20 protein-coding genes are annotated in these 20905 nt (G+C 73.0%); 9 read left to right on the top strand and 11 right to left on the bottom strand.

Features of this window, described 5'->3' with window-relative positions; genetic code table 11:
• Window positions 1–21: 21 nt before the first annotated feature.
• The 5 genes from O7622_RS19355 to O7622_RS19335 are packed head-to-tail and all read right to left on the bottom strand — an operon-like array spanning window position 22 to window position 5356.
• Complete coding sequence (locus tag O7622_RS19355) at window positions 22–414, bottom strand: hotdog domain-containing protein (protein ID WP_282309566.1); 393 nt, start codon at window positions 412–414, stop codon at window positions 22–24.
• Window positions 414–1166 carry an OAM dimerization domain-containing protein gene (locus O7622_RS19350; protein ID WP_282309565.1) on the bottom strand — a complete coding sequence of 251 codons (753 nt, stop codon included), beginning with the start codon at window positions 1164–1166 and terminating at the stop codon, window positions 414–416. Before O7622_RS19350 ends, O7622_RS19355 begins: the two co-directional genes overlap by 1 nt.
• Window positions 1163–2722 carry a lysine 5,6-aminomutase subunit alpha gene (locus tag O7622_RS19345; RefSeq protein WP_282309564.1) on the bottom strand — a complete coding sequence of 520 codons (1560 nt, stop codon included), beginning with the start codon at window positions 2720–2722 and terminating at the stop codon, window positions 1163–1165. Before O7622_RS19345 ends, O7622_RS19350 begins: the two co-directional genes overlap by 4 nt.
• Window positions 2719–4290 carry an amidohydrolase family protein gene (locus O7622_RS19340; RefSeq protein ID WP_282309563.1) on the bottom strand — a complete coding sequence of 524 codons (1572 nt, stop codon included), beginning with the start codon at window positions 4288–4290 and terminating at the stop codon, window positions 2719–2721. Before O7622_RS19340 ends, O7622_RS19345 begins: the two co-directional genes overlap by 4 nt.
• Before the next feature lie 4 nt (window positions 4291–4294).
• Window positions 4295–5356: a zinc-binding alcohol dehydrogenase gene (locus O7622_RS19335; protein ID WP_282309562.1), complete on the bottom strand. Its 1062-nt coding sequence runs from the start codon at window positions 5354–5356 to the stop codon at window positions 4295–4297.
• A 143-nt stretch (window positions 5357–5499) separates the two neighbouring features.
• Between O7622_RS19335 and O7622_RS19330 the strand changes: the two genes are divergently transcribed.
• Complete coding sequence (locus tag O7622_RS19330) at window positions 5500–6906, top strand: lysine 2,3-aminomutase (protein ID WP_282309561.1); 1407 nt, start codon at window positions 5500–5502, stop codon at window positions 6904–6906.
• 64 nt (window positions 6907–6970) lie between these two features.
• On the opposite strand, the gene O7622_RS19325 is transcribed toward O7622_RS19330, so the two are convergent.
• Window positions 6971–7165 (bottom strand): CsbD family protein, encoded by a 195-nt coding sequence (locus O7622_RS19325; protein ID WP_013286274.1) that lies wholly within the window; start codon window positions 7163–7165, stop codon window positions 6971–6973.
• A 160-nt stretch (window positions 7166–7325) separates the two neighbouring features.
• Here O7622_RS19325 and O7622_RS19320 point away from each other — a divergent pair, with 160 nt between their 5' ends.
• Complete coding sequence (locus tag O7622_RS19320; RefSeq protein ID WP_282309560.1) at window positions 7326–7937, top strand: histidine phosphatase family protein; 612 nt, start codon at window positions 7326–7328, stop codon at window positions 7935–7937.
• Here the strand turns inward: O7622_RS19320 and O7622_RS19315 are convergent.
• From O7622_RS19315 to O7622_RS19295, 5 genes are all read right to left on the bottom strand, one after another.
• The gene (locus tag O7622_RS19315; RefSeq protein ID WP_120569948.1) at window positions 7870–8373 is read right to left on the bottom strand and encodes an Lrp/AsnC family transcriptional regulator; all 504 of its coding nucleotides are present in this window, start codon (window positions 8371–8373) and stop codon (window positions 7870–7872) included. The genes O7622_RS19320 and O7622_RS19315 overlap by 68 nt on opposite strands.
• Before the next feature lie 59 nt (window positions 8374–8432).
• Window positions 8433–8573 carry a DUF433 domain-containing protein gene (locus tag O7622_RS19310; RefSeq protein ID WP_282309559.1) on the bottom strand — a complete coding sequence of 47 codons (141 nt, stop codon included), beginning with the start codon at window positions 8571–8573 and terminating at the stop codon, window positions 8433–8435.
• Between the two features lie 83 nt (window positions 8574–8656).
• Window positions 8657–9799, bottom strand: coding sequence for an acyl-CoA dehydrogenase family protein (locus O7622_RS19305; RefSeq protein ID WP_282309558.1), 1143 nt, complete (start codon window positions 9797–9799; stop codon window positions 8657–8659).
• Window positions 9796–10905: a Xaa-Pro peptidase family protein gene (locus O7622_RS19300; RefSeq protein ID WP_282309557.1), complete on the bottom strand. Its 1110-nt coding sequence runs from the start codon at window positions 10903–10905 to the stop codon at window positions 9796–9798. Before O7622_RS19300 ends, O7622_RS19305 begins: the two co-directional genes overlap by 4 nt.
• 9 nt (window positions 10906–10914) lie before the next feature.
• Window positions 10915–12042 (bottom strand): FUSC family protein, encoded by a 1128-nt coding sequence (locus O7622_RS19295; protein ID WP_282309556.1) that lies wholly within the window; start codon window positions 12040–12042, stop codon window positions 10915–10917.
• A gap of 251 nt (window positions 12043–12293) precedes the next feature.
• Between O7622_RS19295 and O7622_RS19290 the strand changes: the two genes are divergently transcribed.
• The 7 genes from O7622_RS19290 to O7622_RS19260 all read left to right on the top strand — a co-directional run bounded on the left by O7622_RS19290 (window position 12294) and on the right by O7622_RS19260 (window position 20850).
• Entirely contained in the window at window positions 12294–12764 is a 471-nt protein-coding gene (locus O7622_RS19290; RefSeq protein WP_282314181.1) for a hypothetical protein, read from the top strand.
• Window positions 12764–14161, top strand: coding sequence for a hypothetical protein (locus O7622_RS19285; RefSeq protein WP_282309555.1), 1398 nt, complete (start codon window positions 12764–12766; stop codon window positions 14159–14161). The genes O7622_RS19290 and O7622_RS19285 overlap by 1 nt, the downstream gene beginning before the upstream one ends.
• On the top strand, window positions 14158–15480 hold the full coding sequence (locus O7622_RS19280; RefSeq protein WP_121684169.1) for a VWA domain-containing protein: 1323 nt from the start codon (window positions 14158–14160) through the stop codon (window positions 15478–15480). The genes O7622_RS19285 and O7622_RS19280 overlap by 4 nt, the downstream gene beginning before the upstream one ends.
• A gap of 13 nt (window positions 15481–15493) precedes the next feature.
• The gene (locus O7622_RS19275) at window positions 15494–16606 is read left to right on the top strand and encodes an AAA family ATPase (RefSeq protein WP_282309554.1); all 1113 of its coding nucleotides are present in this window, start codon (window positions 15494–15496) and stop codon (window positions 16604–16606) included.
• On the top strand, window positions 16603–19419 hold the full coding sequence (locus O7622_RS19270; protein WP_282309553.1) for a DUF5682 family protein: 2817 nt from the start codon (window positions 16603–16605) through the stop codon (window positions 19417–19419). Before O7622_RS19275 ends, O7622_RS19270 begins: the two co-directional genes overlap by 4 nt.
• Before the next feature lie 78 nt (window positions 19420–19497).
• Window positions 19498–19878 (top strand): YccF domain-containing protein, encoded by a 381-nt coding sequence (locus O7622_RS19265; RefSeq protein ID WP_282309552.1) that lies wholly within the window; start codon window positions 19498–19500, stop codon window positions 19876–19878.
• Between the two features lie 249 nt (window positions 19879–20127).
• A complete protein-coding gene (locus O7622_RS19260; RefSeq protein WP_282314180.1) occupies window positions 20128–20850 on the top strand; it encodes an FkbM family methyltransferase in 723 nt (240 codons plus the stop codon).
• Window positions 20851–20905: the final 55 nt, after the last annotated feature.

Below are 20905 nucleotides of genomic sequence, written 5' to 3'. Positions count from 1 at the left end.
ACACCGGCTCGCTCCTCGCGCTCACGGTGACGGCGGCACGACCACCGTGCCGGTCGCGGTGACCGCCACGATCGGCTCGTCGAGCACCTCGGCGGCCGACTCGCCCTTGTCCGGGCGGCCCCGGCACACCACCGTGGCGGCGAAGTCGATCGTGCGGCTGCGGGTGCCCACCCGGGTCACAGCCGCGGTCACCTCCAGCACGTCACCCGCCTTCATCGGCGCCCGGAACTGCACGTCGGCGTACGAGGCGAACAACCCCTCGTCGCCGTCGGTGCGGATGCACACCTCGGTCGCCACGTCCCCGAACAAGCCCAGCGCGTACGCCCCGTCGACCAGGTTGCCCGCGTAGTGGGCGTGGGAGTACGGCACGTACCGGCGGTGGGTGACTGTCAGACCGACACGCGGATCGCTCATCAGGTATTCGCCTTCCTGGAGGTGATCAGGGCATGCACGAGGTAACTGGCGACCTCGCCCGGGGTGGTGCCGCGGCCGAAGATCCGATCCACGCCCAGCTCGCCGGTCATCGTCTCGTCGAACCGCGGCCCGCCGACGATCAGCAGCGGCCGCTTCCCGGCCGGCATCGCCTCCCGGAACGCCGCCGACATCTCCCGCGTGTTGTGCAGGTGCGCGTCACGCTGCGTCACCACCTGCGACACCAGCACCGCGTCGGCGCGTTCCCGCCGGGCCGCCTCGACCAGCTCCGGCACACTCACCTGCGCACCCAGGTTCGTGACCTTCAGCTCCCGGTAGTACTCCAGGCCCTTCTCGCCGGCGATGCCCTTGACGTTGAGGATCGCGTCGATGCCCACGGTGTGCGCGTCCGTGCCGATGCAGGCGCCCACCACCGACAGCTTGCGGCGCAGCCGCCGCTTCACCACCGCGTTGACCTCCTTGGCCGGCAGCAGCGGATAGTCACGCTCCACCACCTGCACCTTCGACAGGTCAACCAGGTGGTTCACCCGCCCGTACACCACGAAGAACGTGAACCCGTCACCGATCGGCTTGGCGTGCACCAGCATCGCCGGGTCCATGCCCATCCGGTTGGCCAGCTGCACCGCCGCGCCCTCGGCCCGCTTGTCGTGCGGCACCGGCAACGTGAACGACACCTGCACCATGCCGTCACCGGTGGTGTCCCCGTACGGCCGCACGACCGTCTTCTCACTCATGAGGGTTGCTCCAGGATCTCCGTGGCCGGGTTGTAGTAGTCCGCCTCGTGCCGCGCCACCCCGTCCAGGCCCTTGCCCCGGTCCGCCGGCCGCTTCATGATCCCGAACGTGCCCTCGGCGATCGCCGTCAGCAACGACTGGTCCCCGATGCGCTCCAGCAGATCCACCGCCTCACCGAGCACCCGGTGCGCCCGCTCCTGGATGAACCCACCCGGCGCCGGCACGAAGTCCTCGTGCAACCCGCCCGCCGCGCCCAGCACGTACCGCACGTTCTGCAGGGCGATGTCCCGGTCCGACAGCCACGGCGTCACCACCGCCTCGGTCATCATCCCCACCAGCAGGATCCCCTGCCCGGTCATCGTGCCCACCAGGTTGAAGAACCCGTCCAGCAGGTTGCCCCGGAACACGTCACCGGTCATGTGCTTCGTCGGCGGCATCCACTTCAACGGCGCGTCCGGGAACAACTCCCGCGCCAGCAACGCGTGCGCCAGCTCCAACCGGAACGACTCCGGCACATCCGGGTTGATCTCGAACGCGTGCCCCAGCCCCAACTGCCAGTCCGCCAGCCCCGCCTCGTGCGCGAAGAACTCGTTGAGCAACTGCGACACAGTCACCGTGTGCGCCTCGTCCACCGCGTCCGCGGTGGTCAGGTAGTTGTCCTCACCGGTGTTGATGATGATGCCCGCCCGCGCGTGCACCTGCCGCGAGAACCGCTGGTCCACGAACGTGCGGATCGGGTTGATGTCGCGGAACAGGATCCCGTACATCGAGTCGTTGAGCATCATGTCCAGACGCTCCAACCCGGCCAGCGTCGCCATCTCCGGCATGCACAGACCCGACGCGTAGTTCGTCAACCGCACGTACCGGCCCAGCTCACGCGACGACTCGTCCAGCGCCGACCGCATCAACCGGAAGTTCTCCTGCGTCGCGTACGTGCCCGCGAAACCCTCCCGGGTCGCCCCCTCCGGCACGTAGTCCAGCAGCGACTGCCCCGTCGACCGGATCACCGCGATCACATCAGCGCCGGCCCGCGCCGCCGCCTGCGCCTGCGGGATGTCCTCGTAGATGTCACCGGTCGCCACGATCAGGTAGATCCACGGCCGCCGCTCCGGATCACCGAACCGCCTCACCAGCCGGTCCCGCTCCGCGCGCCGCCGGTCGATGCTGCGGATCCCCGCCGCCACCGCCTTACGCGACGCCCGCCGCGCCGCCGTCGCCGCCTTCCCCGACGGCTGCGCGAACCGCACCGACCCGGCCGCCGCCTTCTGCGCCAGCAACGTCACATCCGCGATGCCCTCCCGCGCCAGCGCGTCGAACACCGGCGCCGCCACCCCGTGCCCCAGCCCCACGTCCGCGACCACCGCGTCCACGAGCCGGTTCACCCACGGAATACCGTCCGGGTCCGCGCCGGCCACCCCGGCCAGCCGCAGCACCGCCCGCTCCACCGACACAGTGGTGTGACTGCGCGCCAGATCCACCACCGGCTGCCCGGCCCGGCGCGCCAACTCCCGCGCCCGCGCCACCAGCGCCGGATCCAGCCCAAGCTTCCCTGTCACGAAGACCCTTCCTGATAGATCACGTCACCGCGCAACACGGTGGCCCGGCACACCGGCAGCGGCGTCGGATCGTCCGCGCCCCGCAACTCCGGATCCTCCGCCAGCACCACCGGCAGCCCCCGCTCCACGCCCGCCGGGGTGTCCCACACCGCGAACGTCGCCGGCGCCCCCAACGCCAGCACACCCTCGTTGTCCAGGTGCACCGCCCGCCACCCGCCGCGGGTGTGCGCCGCGAACGCCGCCCGCACACTCATCCGCTGCGCCGGGTTGTGATGCGCCGCCGCCGCCCGCACCGACCCCCACGGATCGATCGGCGTCACCGGCGAGTCCGACCCGAACGCCAACGCCACACCGACGCCGTGCATCGCGCCCATCGGATTCGACTCCAGCGACCGGGCCAACCCCAGCCGCGACTCGTACATCCGGCCCGCGCCGCCCCACAACCTGTCGAACGCCGGCTGCATCGACGCCACGATCCCGTACTCCACGAACCCGGCGATCAACACCTTGCTCATGATCTCCGCGTGCTCCACCCGGTGCCGGGCCGCACGCAACCGGTCCACACCAACCGACCGCGCCGCCAGCCCGAACCCCTGAAGCACCGTCCCGATCGCCGCGTCCCCGATCGCGTGGAACCCGCCCTGCAACCCGTGCGCCGCACAGTCCAGCAGATGATCACGCACCTGCTCCGCCGACACGTACCCGTGCCCGCACGCCCCCGCCTCACCGTCCAGGTACGCCGCCGACACGTGCGCCGTCCGCGACCCCAGCGCCCCGTCGGCGAACAGGTCACCACCCGCACCCACCGCACCCAACTCCCGGGCCCTCGCCGCACCCAGCAGCTCACCCCAGTACCCGTACACCTCCGGCACCCCGGCCCCCGAGATCGCCAGCAGCCCGGTGAAGTCCTCCTCGTCGGAGATGTCCGGACCACCGCACTCGTGCACCGCCGCCACACCCAGCGACGCCGCGTGTTCGAGGGCCCGCCGCTGCGCCGCCACCCGCTGCACCCGCGTCACCGACGCGAACGCCGCCGCCCGCACCACGTGATGCGCGTCGCGCCGCAGCCACCCCGACGCCTCGTACCCGGCCGCCGACACCACGTCCGGACACGCCGCCAGCAACGCCGCCGACACCAGCGCCGAATGGATCGACGCCTGCGACAGATACACCCGCCGCCCACCGGCCGCCCGGTCCAGCGCCGCCGCGTCCGGCAACGCCGGATCCGCCCAGCCCGACTCGTCCCAGCCGTGCCCCAGCACCACCGCGTCACCCGGCAGGCCCGCCGCGAACGCCGACACCGCCTCCAGCAGCTCACCCGCCGACCGCACCGCCGACAGCTCAAGCCCCGACAACGCCAACCCGGTATCGGTAGCGTGCACGTGCGCGTCCACGAACGCCGGCGTCACCAGCGCACCGCCCAGCTCCACCACCCGGTCCGCCCGCGGCGCGTCCGCATCAGTACCCAACCAGGCGATCCGCCCGTCCCGCACCAGCAGCGCCGTCGCGCTCGGGTCCGCCGGACAGTGCAGCACTCCACCGCGATACAGCGTCGAGGGGTTCGTCATGGTCTCAGTCTGCCGCCAGACGAGCCTCGAACAGACCGCGCACCCCCGGCTCGGCACGCAACAGATCCAGCGCCAGCGCCGCATGTCCCGGCACGTACCCGTTGCCCACCAGCATCGTCACGTCCGCCGCCAGGCCCTCCGCGCCCAGCGCCGCCGCCGCGAAGCTCGTCGCCATCGAGAAGAAGATCACCGTACCGCCGTCCGCCGTGGCCAGCACCGCACCGTGCTCACACCCCGGCACGTCCACGCACACCACAGTCACGTCCGCCGGCACACCCAGCGCCGTCGTCACCGCCGTCGACAGCCCCACCGGATCCCGCGCGTCAGCCAGCGCCACCACGTCGGCCAGCCCGGCCGCCGTCAGCGCGTCCCACTCCGACGCCACCGGAACCACCCCGACGGTACGGGCGGCGCCCGCCCGCCGCGCCGCCGCGAGCGACAACGACCCGCTCTTGCCGGCCCCGCCGATCACCGCCACCGACACCGGACGCGGATCACCCTCACGCGAGCGCCGCGCCACCTGCTCGGCCACCACCCGCGCCGTCAACGCCGGCGCCCCGCACACGTCCAGCACCGCCAGGGACAACTCGGGGTGCAGGTCCGGCGGCAGCACCGCCGCGATCGACCGGGCGAACAGGATCGCGTACCCGTCGCACGGCACCTGCTCGCTGCGCCCGTCCCAGCGGGCCAGCCCGTCGAGGATCGTCAGCGGCGTCAGCGTCAGCGACACGAGCGTCGCCACCCGGTCACCCGCCTTCAGCCCCAGCGGCGACCGGCGGCCCGCCTCCTCGACGGTGCCGATCAGCATGCCGCCGGAACCGGTCACCGGGTTCTGCATCTTCCCCCGGGCCGACACGATCTCCAGCACCTCGGCGCGGACCTTCTCCCCGTCGCCGCCGTGCTTCTCCGCCAGCTGCCGGAAACTCGCCGCGTCCAGGTTCAGCCGCTCGACCCGGATCCGCACCTCGTTCGCCGCGATCCGCGGGTCCGGGTCCAACCGCCAGGCCGCCTGCGGGAGCACCCCCGCCGGTTCCACGACTCGGTGCAGACCCACCGGTGACGTCACGCCGACCCCCTATGTCCAGCCGCCCGAACCCCCGGCCAGGGGTCGCGTCGCGGGAAAACTTACGGCAGACTAATTTCTTCACCGCAGATTTTCCAGTAGCCTTCGCAACCGTTGATCAACCCGCACACTGACGAGGAGGGGCCGTGACCCAGACCCAACCGGTGGAGACCATCCCGACGCCCCGCCACGCGCCGGCCACCGTCCCGGCCGCCGGACAGCCCTACGAATACCGCCGCGCGCCCCTCGTCGAACCCGACTGGACCCGCTTCCCCGGCTGGCGCCACATCACCCGCGACCAGTGGGAGAGCGCCCAGTGGCAGCGGGTCAACTGCGTCAAGAACATCAAGCAGCTGCGCGCCGTCCTCGGCGACACCGTCGACGAGACCTTCTACGCCGACCTGGAGGCCGACCAGAAGGCCCTGGCCACCATGTCCATGCTGGTGCCGCCGCAGATGCTCAACACCATGGTGCCGTTCGAACCGATGAGCACCGACGCGCTGCTCGCCGACCCGATCCGCCGCTACATGATTCCGGTCGCCTCCGACCGGCGCACCGACTGGCCGTCCCACCCGTACGCCAGCCGCGACAGCCTCCACGAACACGACATGTGGGTCGCCGAGGGCCTCACCCACCGCTACCCCACCAAGGTCCTCGCCGAGCTGCTCTCCACCTGCCCGCAGTACTGCGGCCACTGCACCCGCATGGACCTCGTCGGCAACTCCACCCCCGCCGTCGACAAGCTCAAGCTCACCCTCAAGCCCGTCGACCGCTACGACGCCCACATCACGTACCTCAAGGCCCACCCCGGCGTACGCGACGTGGTCGTCTCCGGCGGCGACGTCGCCAACGTGCCGTGGCGCAACCTCGAGTCGTACCTGATGCGCCTGCTGGAGATCGAGACGATCCGCGACATCCGGCTCGCCACCAAGGCGCTCATGGGCCTGCCCCAGCACTGGCTCCAGCCCGACGTGGTCGAGGGCCTCGAACGGGTCGCCCGCACCGCCGCCCGCCGCGGCGTCAACCTGGCCATCCACACCCACGTCAACCACGCCCAGTCGCTGACCCCGCTGGTCGCCAAGGCCGCCCAGACCGCGCTCGACGTCGGCGTACGCGACGTCCGCAACCAGGGCGTGCTCATGCGCGGCGTCAACGCCACCAGCGCCGACCTGCTCGACCTCTGCTTCGCGCTCCAGGGTGAGGCGGGCATCCTGCCGTACTACTTCTACATGTGCGACATGATCCCCAACGCCGAGCACTGGCGCGTCCCGGTCTGGCACGCCCAGCAGCTCCAGCACGACATCATGGGCTACCTGCCCGGCTACGCCACCCCGCGGATCGTCTGCGACGTGCCGTTCGTCGGCAAGCGCTGGGTGCACATGCTCACCGACTACGACCGTGAGCGCGGCATCTCGTACTGGACCAAGAACTACCGCACCTCGATCGAGTCGGCCGACCTGGAGGCGCTGAACAAGCGCTACGCCTACTACGACCCGATCGACACGCTGCCCGAGGCCGGCCGGGCCTGGTGGCTCGCGCACCGCGACGACTGACCCCGGCCCCAGGCCGCACGACGGCGGGCCACCTCAGCGCTGAGGTGGCCCGCCGCTCGCGTACTCACTTGTTGAAGGCGTCCTTGACGTCGCGGCCCGCCTGCTTGGCGTGCTCCCCGGCCTGCTTGGCGCGCGCCGTGCTCTGCTCGGAGGCGCCCTCGGCCCGCAACCGCTCGTTGTCCGTCACGTCGCCGATGCGCTCCTTGGCCATGCCGCTCATCTCCTGGGCCTTGTTCTTCGCCTTGTCGGTGAAGCTCATGTCGCCCTCCCTCGTCCGGCTACGCCTTGCCCCTGTCGCGTCCCCGGTGACTGTCGTGTGAAACGTCGTTGACCGGTGCACATCGCGTAGTGCGTCCTAGGATGATAGGTTGAAGGTTCGACGCCCGGCCGACGCCGCCCGACCGTGGTTGACTGGGCCGGTGAACGAGATCCTGCTGATCCGGCACGGCGAGACCACGTGGAGCGCCGCCCACCGGCACACCTCGTACACCGACCTGGAGCTGACAGCCGACGGCGAGCGGCAGGCCCGCGCGCTGGCCCCGCTGCTCGCCGTCCGGCGTTTCGCCCGGGTGCTGTCCAGCCCCCGGCAGCGCGCCACCCGCACCGCCGCCCTGGCCGGGCTCACCGTGGACGCGATCGAACCGGACCTGGCCGAGTGGAACTACGGCGAGTACGAGGGACGCACCACCGCCGACATCCAGGCCGAACGGCCCGGCTGGACGATCTGGACCGACGGCGGGCCCGGCGGGGAGTCACCGGAGCAGGTCGGCGCCCGCCTCGACCGTGTCCTGGACCGGGTCGCGTCGCTGCTGGAGGACGGCGACGTCGCGCTCGTCGGGCACGGGCACAGCCTGCGGGTGCTCGGGGCGCGCTGGATCGGGCTGCCGCCCTCGGCCGGCGCGCTGCTGCGGCTGGACACCGCCACGCTCAGCGTGCTCGGTCACGAGCACGGCCGGCGGGTGGTCAGGCGGTGGAACCTGCCGGCTCCGCCGACGGACGGGGACGCCCCCGACCGGTCAGCTCGCCATTGATCTTCGGCGGCCGGTTCTCGTACGGCGTGGACAGCACCACAGTCGTGCGCGTGGTGACGTTCGCGGCGGTACGGATCTCCTGCAGCACCCGTTCCAGGTCGGCCGGACCGGCCACCCGCACCAGCAGGAGATAGAAGTCCTCCCCCGCCACCGAGTAGCACGAGTCGATCTCGGACAGGTGCGCCAGCCGCTCCGGCGCGTCGTCCGGCTGCGACGGGTCGAACGGCCGGATCGCCACGAACGCGGTCAGCGGCAGGTCCAGCGCCTCGAACGACACGCGCGCGGCGTACCCCTTGATCACCCCGCGCTGCTCCAGCCGGCGGACCCGCTGGTGCACGGCCGACACCGACAGGCCCACCCGCTCGGCCAGATCCGTGTACGACAGCCGACCGTCCCCGGTCAGCGCGGCGACGATGGCGCGGTCGATCTCCTCCACGCGCTGCACCCTAGCTGGAAAAGCGCTCCCACGCCGCACCCGGCCCGCCGCGGTGACGCTCAGCGCGCCGTCCGGTCGCGCACCGCGTCCGCGGCGAAGTTCAGCACCTCCGCCATGTCCTCCTCGTCCAGGAACGGCAGGTCGGTGAGGATGTCCGTGACGGACATGCCCTCGGCCATCATGGCCAGCAGGGTGGCCACGGGGATGCGCGACTGCCGTACGCAGGGCGCACCCCCATGACGTCGGGGTCCACGGTGATCCGGGGGAAGGTCACCGCGACAGGCTAGCCCTTCGCCAGCGCGCGGGAGATGACCAGCCGCTGGATCTGGTTGGTGCCCTCGACGATCTGGAGCACCTTCGCCTCGCGCATGTACCGCTCGACCGGGTGGTCGGCGACGTACCCGGCGCCGCCGAGCACCTGCACCGCGTCGGTGGTCACCCGCATCGCCACGTCCGTGGCGAACAGCTTCGCCTTCGCCGCCTCGATCGAGTACGGGCGTCCGGCGTCGCGCAGCCGCGCGGCGGCGAGCGTGAGCGCCCGCGCGGCCGAGATCTGCGTGGCGGCGTCGGCCAGGTTGAACCCGAGCCCCTGGAAGTCGATGATCGCGCGGCCGAACTGGCGGCGCTCCCGGGCGTAGCCGACCGCGTAGTCCAGCGCGCCCTGGGCCAGGCCCACAGCGCACGCGGCGATGCCCAGACGGCCGGAGTCCAGCGCTGACATCGCGATGGTGAACCCGGCGCCCTCGCCGCCGATCAGCCGCTCCGCCGGCACCCGGGCGTCGTCGAAGGCGATCTGCGCGATCGGCGAGGCGTGCAGGCCCATCGTGCGCTCGGCGGCCTGCGGGTGGATGCCCGGCGTGGACCGGTCGGCCAGCAGGCAGGAGATGCCCTTCGGGCCGGGACCGCCGGTGCGGCAGAAGATGTTGTAGAAGTCGGCCACCCGGGCGTGCGTGATCCACGCCTTGGTGCCTGTCACCACGTACGTCTCGCCGTCACGCACCGCCCGCGTGGTCAGCGCCGCCGCGTCCGAGCCACCCTGCGGCTCGGAGAGGCAGTACGCGCCGAGCAGCTCCCCGCCGATCATGTCCGGCAGCAGTTTGCGCTGCTCGTCGGTGCCGAACTGGGCCAGCGGGTAGCAGGAAAGCGTGTGCACGCTGACCGCCTCGGCCACTGCCAGCCACCGGCTGGCGAGGATCTCCAGCACCTGGAGGTACACCTCGTACGGCTGGGCGGCGCCGCCGTGCTCCTCGGCGTACGGCAGACCGAGCAGGCCGGCCCGGCCCAGGGTGCGCAGCACCTCCCGGGGGAACTCGGCGCGGGCCTCGAAACCGGCGGCGGCCGGGGCCAGTTCCCGGTCGGCGAGTTCGGTGGCGAGGTCCAGCAGGTCGTGGGCCTCGTCGGTGGGCAGGATCCGGTCGACGTTCATAGCGCGATGAGCTCCGTGGGGGTGGTGTTGAGCCGTTGCCCGCCGTCCGTCGTGCAGACGACGATGTCCTCGATCCGGGCTCCGTGCCGCCCGGCGAGGTAGATCCCGGGTTCGACCGAGAAAGCCATGCCGGCCTGAAGCGGCCGGGGGTTGCCGGTCACCACGTACGGCTCCTCGTGGCCGTCGAGGCCGATGCCGTGACCGGTGCGGTGCAGGAAGGCGTCGCCGAAACCGGCATCGCTGATCATGTCGCGGGCGACCGCGTCGAGGGCCTCGGCGGTCACGCCCGGCGCGACCGCAGCCACGGCGGCGCGCTGCGCCTCCCGCAGCACCGCGTAGTAGTCCGCGAACCCGGCCGGGGCGGGACCACCGGCGACGTACGTGCGGGTGCAGTCGGAGCGGTAGCCCGACGGCATGGTGCCGCCGATGTCGACCACGACCGGCTCGCCCACCCCGATCGGGCGGTCCGAGGTGCCGTGGTGCGGGCTCGCGCCGTTCGGGCCGGCGGCCACGATGACGAAGTCGACAGCGGCGTGCCCGGCGGCCCGGATCGCGGCGGCGAGGTCGGCGGCGACCTCCCGCTCGGTGCGGCCGGGGCGCAGCCACTGCCCCATCCGCAGGTGCACCGCGTCGATCGCGGCGCCCGCCTCGGCCAGCGCTGCCACCTCGGCCGGCGACTTGCGGATCCGCATCTCCCGCAGCACGTCGGAGGCGAGGCGCTGGGCCGCGCCGGGCAGCACGTCGCGCAGCGCGAGGACCTGCTGCGCCCACATCCGGTCGGCCAGCCCGACCGCGCGGACCGGGCCGGACAGCGCCGCCCGCACCAGCGGCCACGGGTCGGTGCCGTCGGCGTGGTCGACGATCCGGTACCCGGTGCCGGGCGCGGCCTCGGCGTCCGGCCGCTCCAGCACCGGCACGATCAGCGTCGGCTCACCCTCGGCGGGCAGCACCAGGCAGGTCAGCCGCTCCCCCTCGCGGGCGTCGTACCCGGTCAGGTAGCGCAGGTCCGAGCCCGGGGTGAGCAGCAGCGCGTCCAGGCCCGCCGCGGCGGTGGCGCGCTGGGCCGTGGCAAGACGCCCGACGGGGTACAGTTCCTCGATTCCCACACCCGAAGCTTAACGGTCGTTTGGGTGCGGGCGGGAGTCCGGTCGATGCTCGTGCACACCCGTGATCCGGTCCGCCTCGGCCTTCGCCATCCCGGACGCCTGCAACAGCTCCCCCACCACGATCAGCAGCTGCGAGGCGACGATCGTGCCGGAGAAACCCAGGCCGGCAGCCCGCGCCCAGCCGACCTGCTCGGCGGCGTCCCGCGCCCGCGCGCGGGCGATGTCCGGGGTACGGCCGGCCAGGAAGTCACGGTGCAGCAGCCGCAGCGACTGCCCGAACGTCTCGACCGCGATCGGCAGCGCCGGGGGCACCGGTTCCCCGACCTCCAGCAGCGCGACCACCCGGCGGGCCATGTTGCGACTGTTGGTGTACGCCAGCTCCAGGTGGGCGGCGGCGTGCTCGTAGCGGCGCAGCTGGGCCCGGCGCCGCCACCGCCACGGCGACAGCGACGTCACCTCCCGGGCCGCCGCGACGACCTCGGTGGTCTGTTGTCGTTCGACCTCGGCCGCCTCCAGCCGGAGCAGCGCCGCGTCGGCCGCTTCGGCGTCACCGGCGGCGAGCGCCGTGGCCGTCACGGTCAGCTGGTCGGCGAACAGGTCGAGGGTGGGTCCGGCGGCGCGGTGCACCACCCGGACCGGGTTCAGCGGTAACAACAGCAGCGCCACCACCACCGCCACCGCGCCGCCCACCAGCGCGTTCGCCGTACGCGGCACCGCCAGGTCGGGCGCGTTGGGCTCCACGGTGCCCAGCAGGACAGCCGTGCTGCCCGCCTGCACCATCACCGCGCCGTTGCCCCGGATCACCACCGCCAGCGAGATGGCGAGCGCGACCACCAGGCCGGTCTGCACCGGACCCGCCCCGATCAGGTTGATGATCAGGTCGCCGACCAGCACGCCGAGGATCACGCCACCGAGCAGTTCGGCCGTCCGCCGGATCCGGTTACCGATCGCCGCGGCGATGGTGCCCACCGCCGCCGCCGGCGCGAACAGCGGCTGCGGGTTCTTCAGCAGCGTGCTGGCCACGTACCAGGCCAGACCGGCGGCCAGACCGGCCTGGAGGGCCACGATGAAGTACCGCCGCAGCCGCTCGTACGCCTCCCGGGCGTGGCGGCGCGCCACCGGAACGACGGCGGTCACCCCCGGCCGCCCGGGCACCGCGGGCACGACGGCTCGGGCTCGTCCACGCTCTCCTCTACCCGCCGGGCCGCACGGTATTCCCGGCCCGACCGCGACGGCGCTCCTGTCGTACCCGTGGTCCATGATCCTTGTCGTCACAGCGGCACGGATCACGGCCGGCGACGGCGTCCCGGCATGCCCGGCGGCGGCCGGCCGGCGGGGAGGTCGGGAAGATGACGGAGGCGACGGACGCCTCGTGGCGACGGCGCAGCGTGCTGCGGGTGGCGCCGCCCGCGCGGGCCCGCAAGCTGGCCAAGGTGCCCTTCGTGGAGCTGGCCGACGGGCGGTTGCAGGGGGTGGTGTCCAGCGGCTCCGACGTGGAGCGGGTCTACGTCTCCTCGGTGACCGCCGGCACGCACGCGGTCAACTGCAGCACGAACAACAACCGGCCCTGCGGCGGCCTGCGCGGCAGCATGCTCTGCAAGCACCTGCACGCGCTGGCCGACGAGGCGGTCCTTCAGTACGGCGCCGAGCAGGTCGCCCGTTACCTGCGCGTCGACGTGGGCGACGGCGTCGCCGGCGGCACCGCCCTGCTGGCTCGCACCGACGCGCGGCACGAGCCGGGCCCGGCCGCCGTGGTGTTCAGTCGCTTCCTGCGCCACCTGGCCTACCTCGAGGTCCCGGCCGCCACCACGGCGGTGCCGGAGCTGCACTGGTTCCCGGCCACGGCGGGGGTGAGCTGATGCTCGCCGCGCAGCTCACGCAGCTCCACGACGAGGCGATCCCCGCGCTGGCCGAGACGCTCGCCGTCGTCGACGGCGCCGACGACACGCTCACCGCCGGGCTGGCCCGCGTCGACGAGCCCGGTGCCGCAGCCTGGGCCGCGCTGGCCGCGGCGGTCGGCGGTACGCCGCTGGCCGGACGGGCGGACGCGGCGGCCGGCGCGGTGCGCACCGGCGCGCTCACCGAGGACCACCTGGCCGCCCTCGCCGGGGCCCGCTCCGCGCTGCTCGGCGCCGCACACGACGCCCTGCTCGACCGCCTCGACACGGCGCTCGGCCGGTCCCGCGCCCCGTGGGCCGCCGCGCCCGCCGCCCCGGCCGCGTCCCTCCCCGCCCTGGCCGGCGCACGAGCCTGGCTGCACGAGCTGGCGCTCGCCGGCTGGCGCGGCGCCGACCACGAGCTGCTCTCCGCCGCCGCCGCGCCGGTCGAGGCCGCGCTCGCCGACCCGGCGTCACGCCGCATCGCGGTGCTGCTCGACGGCCTCGCCGCCGAACTGCGCGCCGCGCTGCCGGTGGCGGCCCTGCCGCAGGTGCCCGCCCGCCGGTGGGCCGACCTGTGGACCCGCGCCGTCCTGCTCAGCCACGGCGCGCACGGCGAGACCGCGCCCGGCGAGCCGGTCTCCGGACGTCTGCTACCTCTCGGCGTCGACGTGCACGAGCACGACACCGCATTCCAGGCACAGGTGCACGCGCTGCTCGAACCGGCCGGCGGCGGCACGGTCCGGCTGGTCCGGGTCACAGTGGTCGCGGCGAAGGTCGCCACCATCGTCGGCCCGGCCGGCTGGCGGCTGCTGGAGGCGTACCCGATCCTGCTCACCGCCCTGGCCCAACGGCGGGCGGTCACCGTCACCGACCTGACCGCCCACGGCGCGGACCTGCGCTGGGCCGAGGAGCGGGCCACGCTCGGCGAGCCGGCCGACCCGTTCGCCACGGCCCGGGTGCTGCTCGCCGGCGCCACCGCCGCGGCGACAGCGCCGCTGCTGCGCCACCCCGCCGCGATCGCCGAACCGGTCCTGGTCGAGGGCTACACCGTCCGCGACGACGACGGCGCGCCGGCGCTCGACCTCGACGGCCGGCCCCTGCGCCTGGCCACCGGCCGGCTGCCCGCCGCCGGTCCGCTCACCCCGGCGCTCGTCGCCGCCTCCACCGCCTGCCTGGGCCTACTGCGCTGGGACGACGGCCGCTGGCTGCTGCAACCCCTCGCGGTCCGGGCCACCGTCAGGAAGCAGACCGTCGAGGCGCACAACGGCGACTGGACGTGCGGCGTCACCGACCCGAAGACGGCGAAGGCCGAGGCCAAGGCGGGCGACGCCGTCGCGGTGCTGCGCGAACGCGCGGGACGGTTGCTGCGCCGATGACCGACGACCGAACCCACGCCAACCGCCGCCAGGTGCTCTACTGGCGGCTGCTCGCCCGCCTGTTCAGCCCCGACGAGCAACCCGGGCTGGAGTCGGCGAGCGTCGCCGTCGTCGACGACCTCGGCCTGCCCGCCGCGCTGCTCGACCCGGCCGTCTCCGTCGACACCGTCGTCCAGCGCTTCCCGGCGCTGGCCGGCGAGCTGCGCGGCCTGCTCACCCCCGGCGACGACACCGCCGCCGCCGGGCCGTTCCAGCCGGCCGAGACCGAGGTACGCCGCGCGGCGCTGGCGTCCAAGCTGCTGCTCAACGTCTTCGCCACCGGCGGCGGCGAGGTCAGCGCCGGGCAGCTCGCCCGCTGGCAGGCCGACGCCGGCTGGTTCGAGCAGGCGTGCGGCGCGCAGGCCGGCGAGTTGCGCCGCGAGGGCACCGGCCTGGGCGCCACGCTCGCCGGGCTGGAAGGCGACCTCGTCGCCCGGATGCGGTTGCGCGAGGTGCTCGCCGACCCGGCGCTGGCCGCCCGGCTGACCCCGAGCATGTCGCTGATCGAGCAGCTCCTGCGGGACAAGTCCAACCTGTCCGGAGTGGCGCTCGCAAACGCCAAGTCGCTGATCCGCCGCTACGTCGACCAGGTCGCCGAGGTGCTGCGCACCCAGGTCGCGCAGGCCACGGTCGGCGCCGTCGACAGGTCGATCCCGCCGAAGCGGGTCTACCGCAACCTCGACCTGGACCGCACCATCTGGCAGAACCTCACCAACTGGAGCCCGGACGACGAGCGCCTCTACGTCGACCGGCTCTACTACCGGCAGACCGCCCGGCGGACCACCCCGTCGCGGCTGATCGTGGTGGTCGACCAGTCCGGCTCGATGGTCGACTCCATGGTCAACTGCACCATCCTCGCCTCGATCTTCGCCGGCCTGCCCAAGGTCGACGTACACCTGATCGCGTACGACACCCGGGCGCTGGACCTCACCCCGTGGGTGCACGACCCGTTCGAGGTGCTGCTGCGCACCAACCTCGGCGGCGGCAACGACGGCCCGGTCGCCATGGCCCTGGCCCGCCCCAAGATCGTCGAGCCGCGCAACACGGTGATGGTCTGGATCTCCGACTTCTACGAGTTCGACAGATCCCAGCCGCTGTTCGACGGCATCGAGGCCGTACACCGCTCCGGGGTGAAGTTCATCCCGGTCGGCTCGGTCAACAGCTCCGGCAACCAGAGCGTCAACCCCTGGTTCCGGCAACGCTTCTCCGACCTCGGCACCCCCGTCATCTCCGGCCACATCCGCAAGCTCGTCGTCGAGCTGAAGAACTTCCTCACCTAGGAGAGCACCCCTGATGTCCGACATGCTCCGCGCCCCGGCCGAGGTCAAGTACGCCGACGAGCTGGCCTACCTCGAATCGGTCGACACCGGGCCGAAGCCGTTCTCCTGGCGGCTGAGCCCCCGCATGGTCCGCCTGTTCGTTCTCGGCTCCGAACGCGCCGACGGTCTCGACCGGGAGATCCCGCAGAAATGGTTCGGCGACCGCAGCTTCGTCGAACGCAGCATCGTCACCCTCGCCTCCGACCGCGGCCTGCTGCTCATCGGCGACCCGGGCACCGGCAAGAGCTGGCTCGCCGAGCTGCTCGCCGCCGCGGTCTGCCGCAACTCCACGCTCGTCGTGCAGGGCACCGCCGGCACCACCGAGGACCACATCAAGTACTCGTGGAACGTCTCCATGGTCATCGCCCGGGGCCAGTCCCGCGAGTCGATGATCCCCTCCCCCATCATGACCGCGATGGAGCAGGGCGTGATCGGCCGGTTCGAGGAGCTGACCCGCTCCACCAGCGACGTCCAGGACGCGCTCATCTCGATCCTGTCCGAGAAGTACGTCTCCATCCCCGAGCTGGACCACGACAACATCGTCTTCGCCAAGCCCGGCTTCTCGATCATCGCCACCGCCAACAGCCGCGACCGGGGCGTCAACGACCTCTCCTCCGCGCTGAAGCGGCGGTTCAACTTCGTCCGCATCCCGGTGGTCACCAACAAGCGCAGCGAAGCCGAGATCGTCCGCTTCCGCACCGAGGAACTCCTGCGCCGGCACCGCATCGAACTGGACGTGCCGCCCACCCTGCTCGACATCCTGCTGCAGAGCTTCGCCGACCTGCGCGCCGCCGCGTCCGCCGCCACCAGCGACGACGAGAAGCTGGAGTCGGCGCTGTCCACCGCCGAGCAGATCGGCGTACTGGAGGACGCGATCCTGCACAGCCAGTTCTTCGGCGACCGCACCCTGCGCGCCCAGACGCTCGCCGGCTCACTGATGGGCTCGCTGGCCCGCCGCGCCCCGGAGGACCTGGCCATCCTCAACAAGTACCTGCACGGCGTGGTCGAACCCCGCGCCAAGGCCGACGGCGGCGACTGGGAGGGCTTCCTCGACGGCGGCCGCCAGGCGATCGCGTCGCTGTCATGACCGCGCCCGCACCGACCGGCCTGTTCGGCCCGCTGCGCGACCAGCTCACCGACGCCGCCGCCGCGTTCGCCGGCTCCCCGGACGCGCTCGCCGGCATCCTCACCGGCATGGTCGACGACGTCGACCGGGCGCTGCGCGAACGGCTGGAGATCTTCCCCGTCTGCCACCACTCCCCCGCCTCGGCGCTGGCGATGGCACGCCGCCTGCGTGCCCGCCCGCCCAGGGTGATCTACCTGGAACTCTGCGAGGACCTGCGCCCCCTGCTCGACGAGCTGCGCAACTGCCGGCTGCCGGTGGCGGTGCAGGCGTTCGCCACCGAACTCGACGGCTTCCCCGCCGAGTGGAGCCCGCTGAGCGTGGTCGCCCCGGTCACCGAGGCGTCCGCCGAATACCAGGCCGTCGCGTACGCGCTGGACACCCCCGGCGTGGAGCTGGTGCTCGTGGACCGCTCCACCGACCACGTCTTCCAGTGGACGCACCGCGACGACACCGGCCCGGAGCGGGGCTCCGACGCTCCGTCCTCGGACGAGGACGCGGGACTGCACGGCGACGCGGTCGGCGTGGAGATCGGCGACCTGCGGCCCCGGTTCGCCGAACTGGAGGCCCACCTGCTGCACCACGGCAAGGTGCGCCACTGGTCGGAATGGTGGGACCAGTACGTCGAACGGCCGCTCGCCGACGCCGACCACGACACCTACCGGCAGGTCATGGTGCTGATCGGCAGCCTGTTCCGGCGGCTGCGCCCGTCCCGGTCCGCCCGCGACGAACGCGACGAGGACCGCGAACGCCACATGTGGACCCGGATGCGACAGCACCTCGCCGAAAGCGGCGCCGACCCGGCCGACTGCCTCTACGTCTGCGGCGCCTTCCACGCCGCCAGCCGGGTCGAACAGTTCGGCCTCGACTCGACCGCACCGGACTTCCCGATCAGCCGGCGCACCGGCACCCGCTGGCGCTACGGCCTGATCCCGTCCAGCCACTCGGCCATCGAGGCGCAGTTCGGCCTGGCCCCGGGCACCGTGTCCATCGCAGCCGCCAACTGGACGGCGGCGGTCAGCCGCACCCGGCTCACTCCGTACCGGCTGGCCGGGCAGCGTACCGAGAAGAAGGGCCGCCGCTCCCGCGCCGCCGCACCGGTCCCGGCCGGCCCGGCCACCGACCGGCTCAGCGGGTTCCTCGCCGCCCCGCCCGTCCTCGACGAACTGGACGAGGCCGAGCTGCGCGGCTGGTGCGTCGACATCGTCCGGCTGGCCCGCCGCAACGGATACCTCGCCAGCACCGCCGACGCCATCGCCGTGTTCGAGACGTCGATCCTGCTGGCGAACCTGCGCAACCGCGCCCGGCCCACGCCGTACGACTTCGCCGACGCCGCCGTGACCTGCATCGAGAAGGACGTGGTGCCCGGCCGGCGCGACGTCCGCCGGCTCTGCGAGATCCTGCTCGGCGGCGACCGCGTCGGCCAGGTCGGCTACGACTCACTGCCGCCGCTGGCCCGCGACGTCCTCGACCGGCTCCGCCCTCTCGGCCTCGAACTGGAACGGCGCACCGTCCAGCGGGCGCTGCTCGACCTGCGCGCCGACCCGGCGCTGGCGCCCTGCTCCGACCTGCTGTGGATGCTGCGGCACCTGCTGCCCGCCGACGCGGTCCGCCCGATCATGGGTGAGCGCCGCCTCGGTCACCGCTCCGAGCAGGAGAGCTGGGATCTCGCGCTCGGCCGCAACCAGCGCGCCCTGATCGAGCTGGGCTACGAGGGCGTCACCGTCGAACAGGTGCTGGAGCAGCGGCTACGCCGGGCGGTACGCGGCCCCGACGCGACTGCCGCCCGCGCGCTCGCCGCCGTCGAGGACGCCATCCGGCTGTTGGACAGCCCTCGTCTGGTCGACGAACTCGGCGCGCGGGCGGTGGAGCTGCTCGCCGCCGAACGCACAGTGGACGACGCGCCGGAGGTGCTGCGCCGCATCCGGCGGCTGCTCGCCCACCACCGCACCACCGCACCGGCGCTGCCCGCCTGGTGCCGGACGTTCGTCACCACCGGGTACGCCCACTACTGCACGCTGCTGCCCACCGCGTTCGTGGACGAGTCCACCGGCGTACGGCAGGTCGGCGCGATGCTCGGCTTCCTGTTCAGCATGGAGAGCCTCGCGTTGTCGCTCGGGTGCGACCGCTCCCAGCTCGAACTGGCCGTCGCGCAGGCCCACCCGGAGGCCCCGGCCAAGCTCGCGCTGCTCTGGGCCGCCCGCCACCAGCTCGGCCTGCTGCCGCTGGCGCGCCTGCGCGAACAGTGCGCCGAGCTGCTCGCCAATCCGCTCGTGGTGCCCGCGTTCCCGCAGTACCTGTCCGGCTTCGTGCACGCGCTCGAACCGGTGCCGGGGCTCGCGCCGTTCGTGGTGGAGACCATGTCGGCCGCCTTCGCCGGACTACCCGACCCGGTGCTGCTGCCCTGGCTGCCGACACTGATCACCACACTGCGCGAGCACGGCCCGGAGCTGGTGCCGCTGCTGGTCCGCGAGGCGGAACGCACGTTCCCCGCCACGCTGGCCGCGCTGGACGCCTGGACACCGCCGTGGGCGGCCGCGCCCACGCCGTCCACCGCGCCCGCGCCGTCGCCGGGAACCGGTCCGGTGCACGGTCTGCTGGTCGCCCACCCGGAGGCGGTCGACGCGGTGGCGGCGCTGCTCGGCTGCGCCGGCGACTGGCAGCCCGACGGTGGCGCGGCGCCGGGCGGGGCGGCACCGGTGGGCGGGGCGGCGTCGGTGCTGGTCGCCGCGCATCCGGCGACGGCGCACGCGGTGGCGGCGCTGCTGGCGGGCTGAGCGCGGTGTACGTGGCGGCGGCGCCGCTCGTGCACGGGCGGCGTTGGCGGGCTTGCCAACGCGAGCGACCATGGGGTGGTGATTCGCTTTCTGCTGAACCTGTTGTGGCTCGTCTTCGGCGGCGGCTTCGTCCTGGCCCTCGGCTACGGCATCGCCGCCCTGATCTGCTTCGTCCTCGTCGTCACCATCCCGTTCGGTGTCGCCTCGCTGCGGCTGGCGTCGTACTCGCTGTGGCCGTTCGGGCGCACGCTCGTGTCGAAGCCGGGGGCCGGGCTTCCCTCCGGGCTGGCGAACGTGCTCTGGCTGGTGCTGGCCGGCTGGTGGCTGGCCCTGTCGCACGTCCTCGCCGGGATCGCGCTGTGCGTGACGATCATCGGCATCCCGTTCGGAGTGGCCAACTTCAAGCTGGTCCCGGCGGCGCTGTGGCCGCTCGGCCAGGAGGTCGTCGAAACGCCGTAACCGCACCGGATCGCGGTACAGCATCCGATCGTGGTACGAAACGGCCCCTCCGAGGGCCGTTTCGTACCACGATCTCGCAGACCACAAGTGCGATCCGACTTCACCACCCCTAAGCATCCTAGGAGGATGGGGTGGCTGCCGGCCTTCGGCGGCAGGAGGGATGCGAATACGGCTCGCAGGAACGCGGCCCTGGCTAGCGTCGAGGGGGTGCGGGACGGAGTGATCGAGACGCTCAAGGCGGACCCGGCGATGTCGGGCCTGCGCCGGTCGCTGGACTTCTACCACGGCGACCCGGCGCGCGACGCCGCTCTGGACGCGTTCTACGCCCCGCTGGTCCGCGCCGGTGACCTGGTCTTCGACGTCGGCGCGCACGTGGGCGACCGGCTCGGCAGCTTCCGCCGGCTGGGTGCGACCGTGGTGGCGGTCGAACCGCAGCCGTTGTGCGCCCGGGTGCTGCGCGAGATGTACGCGGGCGACGACGCGGTAACCGTGGTGGAGGCGGCCTGCGGGCGTGCCGCCGGGCCGGTGCGACTGCACGTGAACTCGGCCAACCCGACCGTCTCCACCGCCTCCCGCGGGTTCGTCCGCGCCGCCGACGGCGCACCCGGCTGGGCGGGCGAGATCTGGGACGCGCAGATCGAGGTGCCCGGCACCACGCTCGACGCGCTCGTGGCCGCGTACGGCGTACCGGCGTTCGTGAAGATCGACGTGGAGGGCTTCGAGGACGCCGTGCTGGCCGGGCTGAGCCGGCCGGTGCCGGCGTTGTCGTTCGAGTTCACCACCATCGCCCGGGTGGCGGCGGCGCGCTGCCTGGACCGGCTCGCCGCGCTCGGCTTCACCCGGTTCACGGTGGCGATCGGTGACGAGATGGAGTTCGCGCTGCCCGGCTGGCGTCAGGCCGCCGCGGTGGCCGCGTACCTGCGCACGCTGCCGGACGAGGCCAACTCCGGCGACGTGTACGCCCGTCCCTGATCGTCCATCTCGGACCGCCCTGCACGAAGGAACGAGGCATCGACCCTGCTCATCG

Source organism: Micromonospora sp. WMMD1076, assembly GCF_029581475.1.
GTDB classification, from domain to species: domain Bacteria; phylum Actinomycetota; class Actinomycetes; order Mycobacteriales; family Micromonosporaceae; genus Micromonospora; species Micromonospora aurantiaca.
Note: the sequence above shows the minus strand (reverse complement) of the source record. Positions and strands in the feature narration are given on the sequence as shown.

Coding starts and splice junctions, on each gene's coding strand:
- O7622_RS19355 (WP_282309566.1), bottom strand. CDS start 414: ATGAGCGATCCGCGTGTCGGTCTGACAGTCACCCACCGCCGGTACGTG.
- O7622_RS19350 (WP_282309565.1), bottom strand. CDS start 1,166: ATGAGTGAGAAGACGGTCGTGCGGCCGTACGGGGACACCACCGGTGAC.
- O7622_RS19340 (WP_282309563.1), bottom strand. CDS start 4,290: ATGACGAACCCCTCGACGCTGTATCGCGGTGGAGTGCTGCACTGTCCG.
- O7622_RS19325 (WP_013286274.1), bottom strand. CDS start 7,165: ATGAGCTTCACCGACAAGGCGAAGAACAAGGCCCAGGAGATGAGCGGC.
- O7622_RS19305 (WP_282309558.1), bottom strand. CDS start 9,799: ATGAACGTCGACCGGATCCTGCCCACCGACGAGGCCCACGACCTGCTG.
- O7622_RS19285 (WP_282309555.1), top strand. CDS start 12,764: ATGCTCGCCGCGCAGCTCACGCAGCTCCACGACGAGGCGATCCCCGCG.
- O7622_RS19280 (WP_121684169.1), top strand. CDS start 14,158: ATGACCGACGACCGAACCCACGCCAACCGCCGCCAGGTGCTCTACTGG.
- O7622_RS19275 (WP_282309554.1), top strand. CDS start 15,494: ATGTCCGACATGCTCCGCGCCCCGGCCGAGGTCAAGTACGCCGACGAG.
- O7622_RS19270 (WP_282309553.1), top strand. CDS start 16,603: ATGACCGCGCCCGCACCGACCGGCCTGTTCGGCCCGCTGCGCGACCAG.
- O7622_RS19260 (WP_282314180.1), top strand. CDS start 20,128: ATGTCGGGCCTGCGCCGGTCGCTGGACTTCTACCACGGCGACCCGGCG.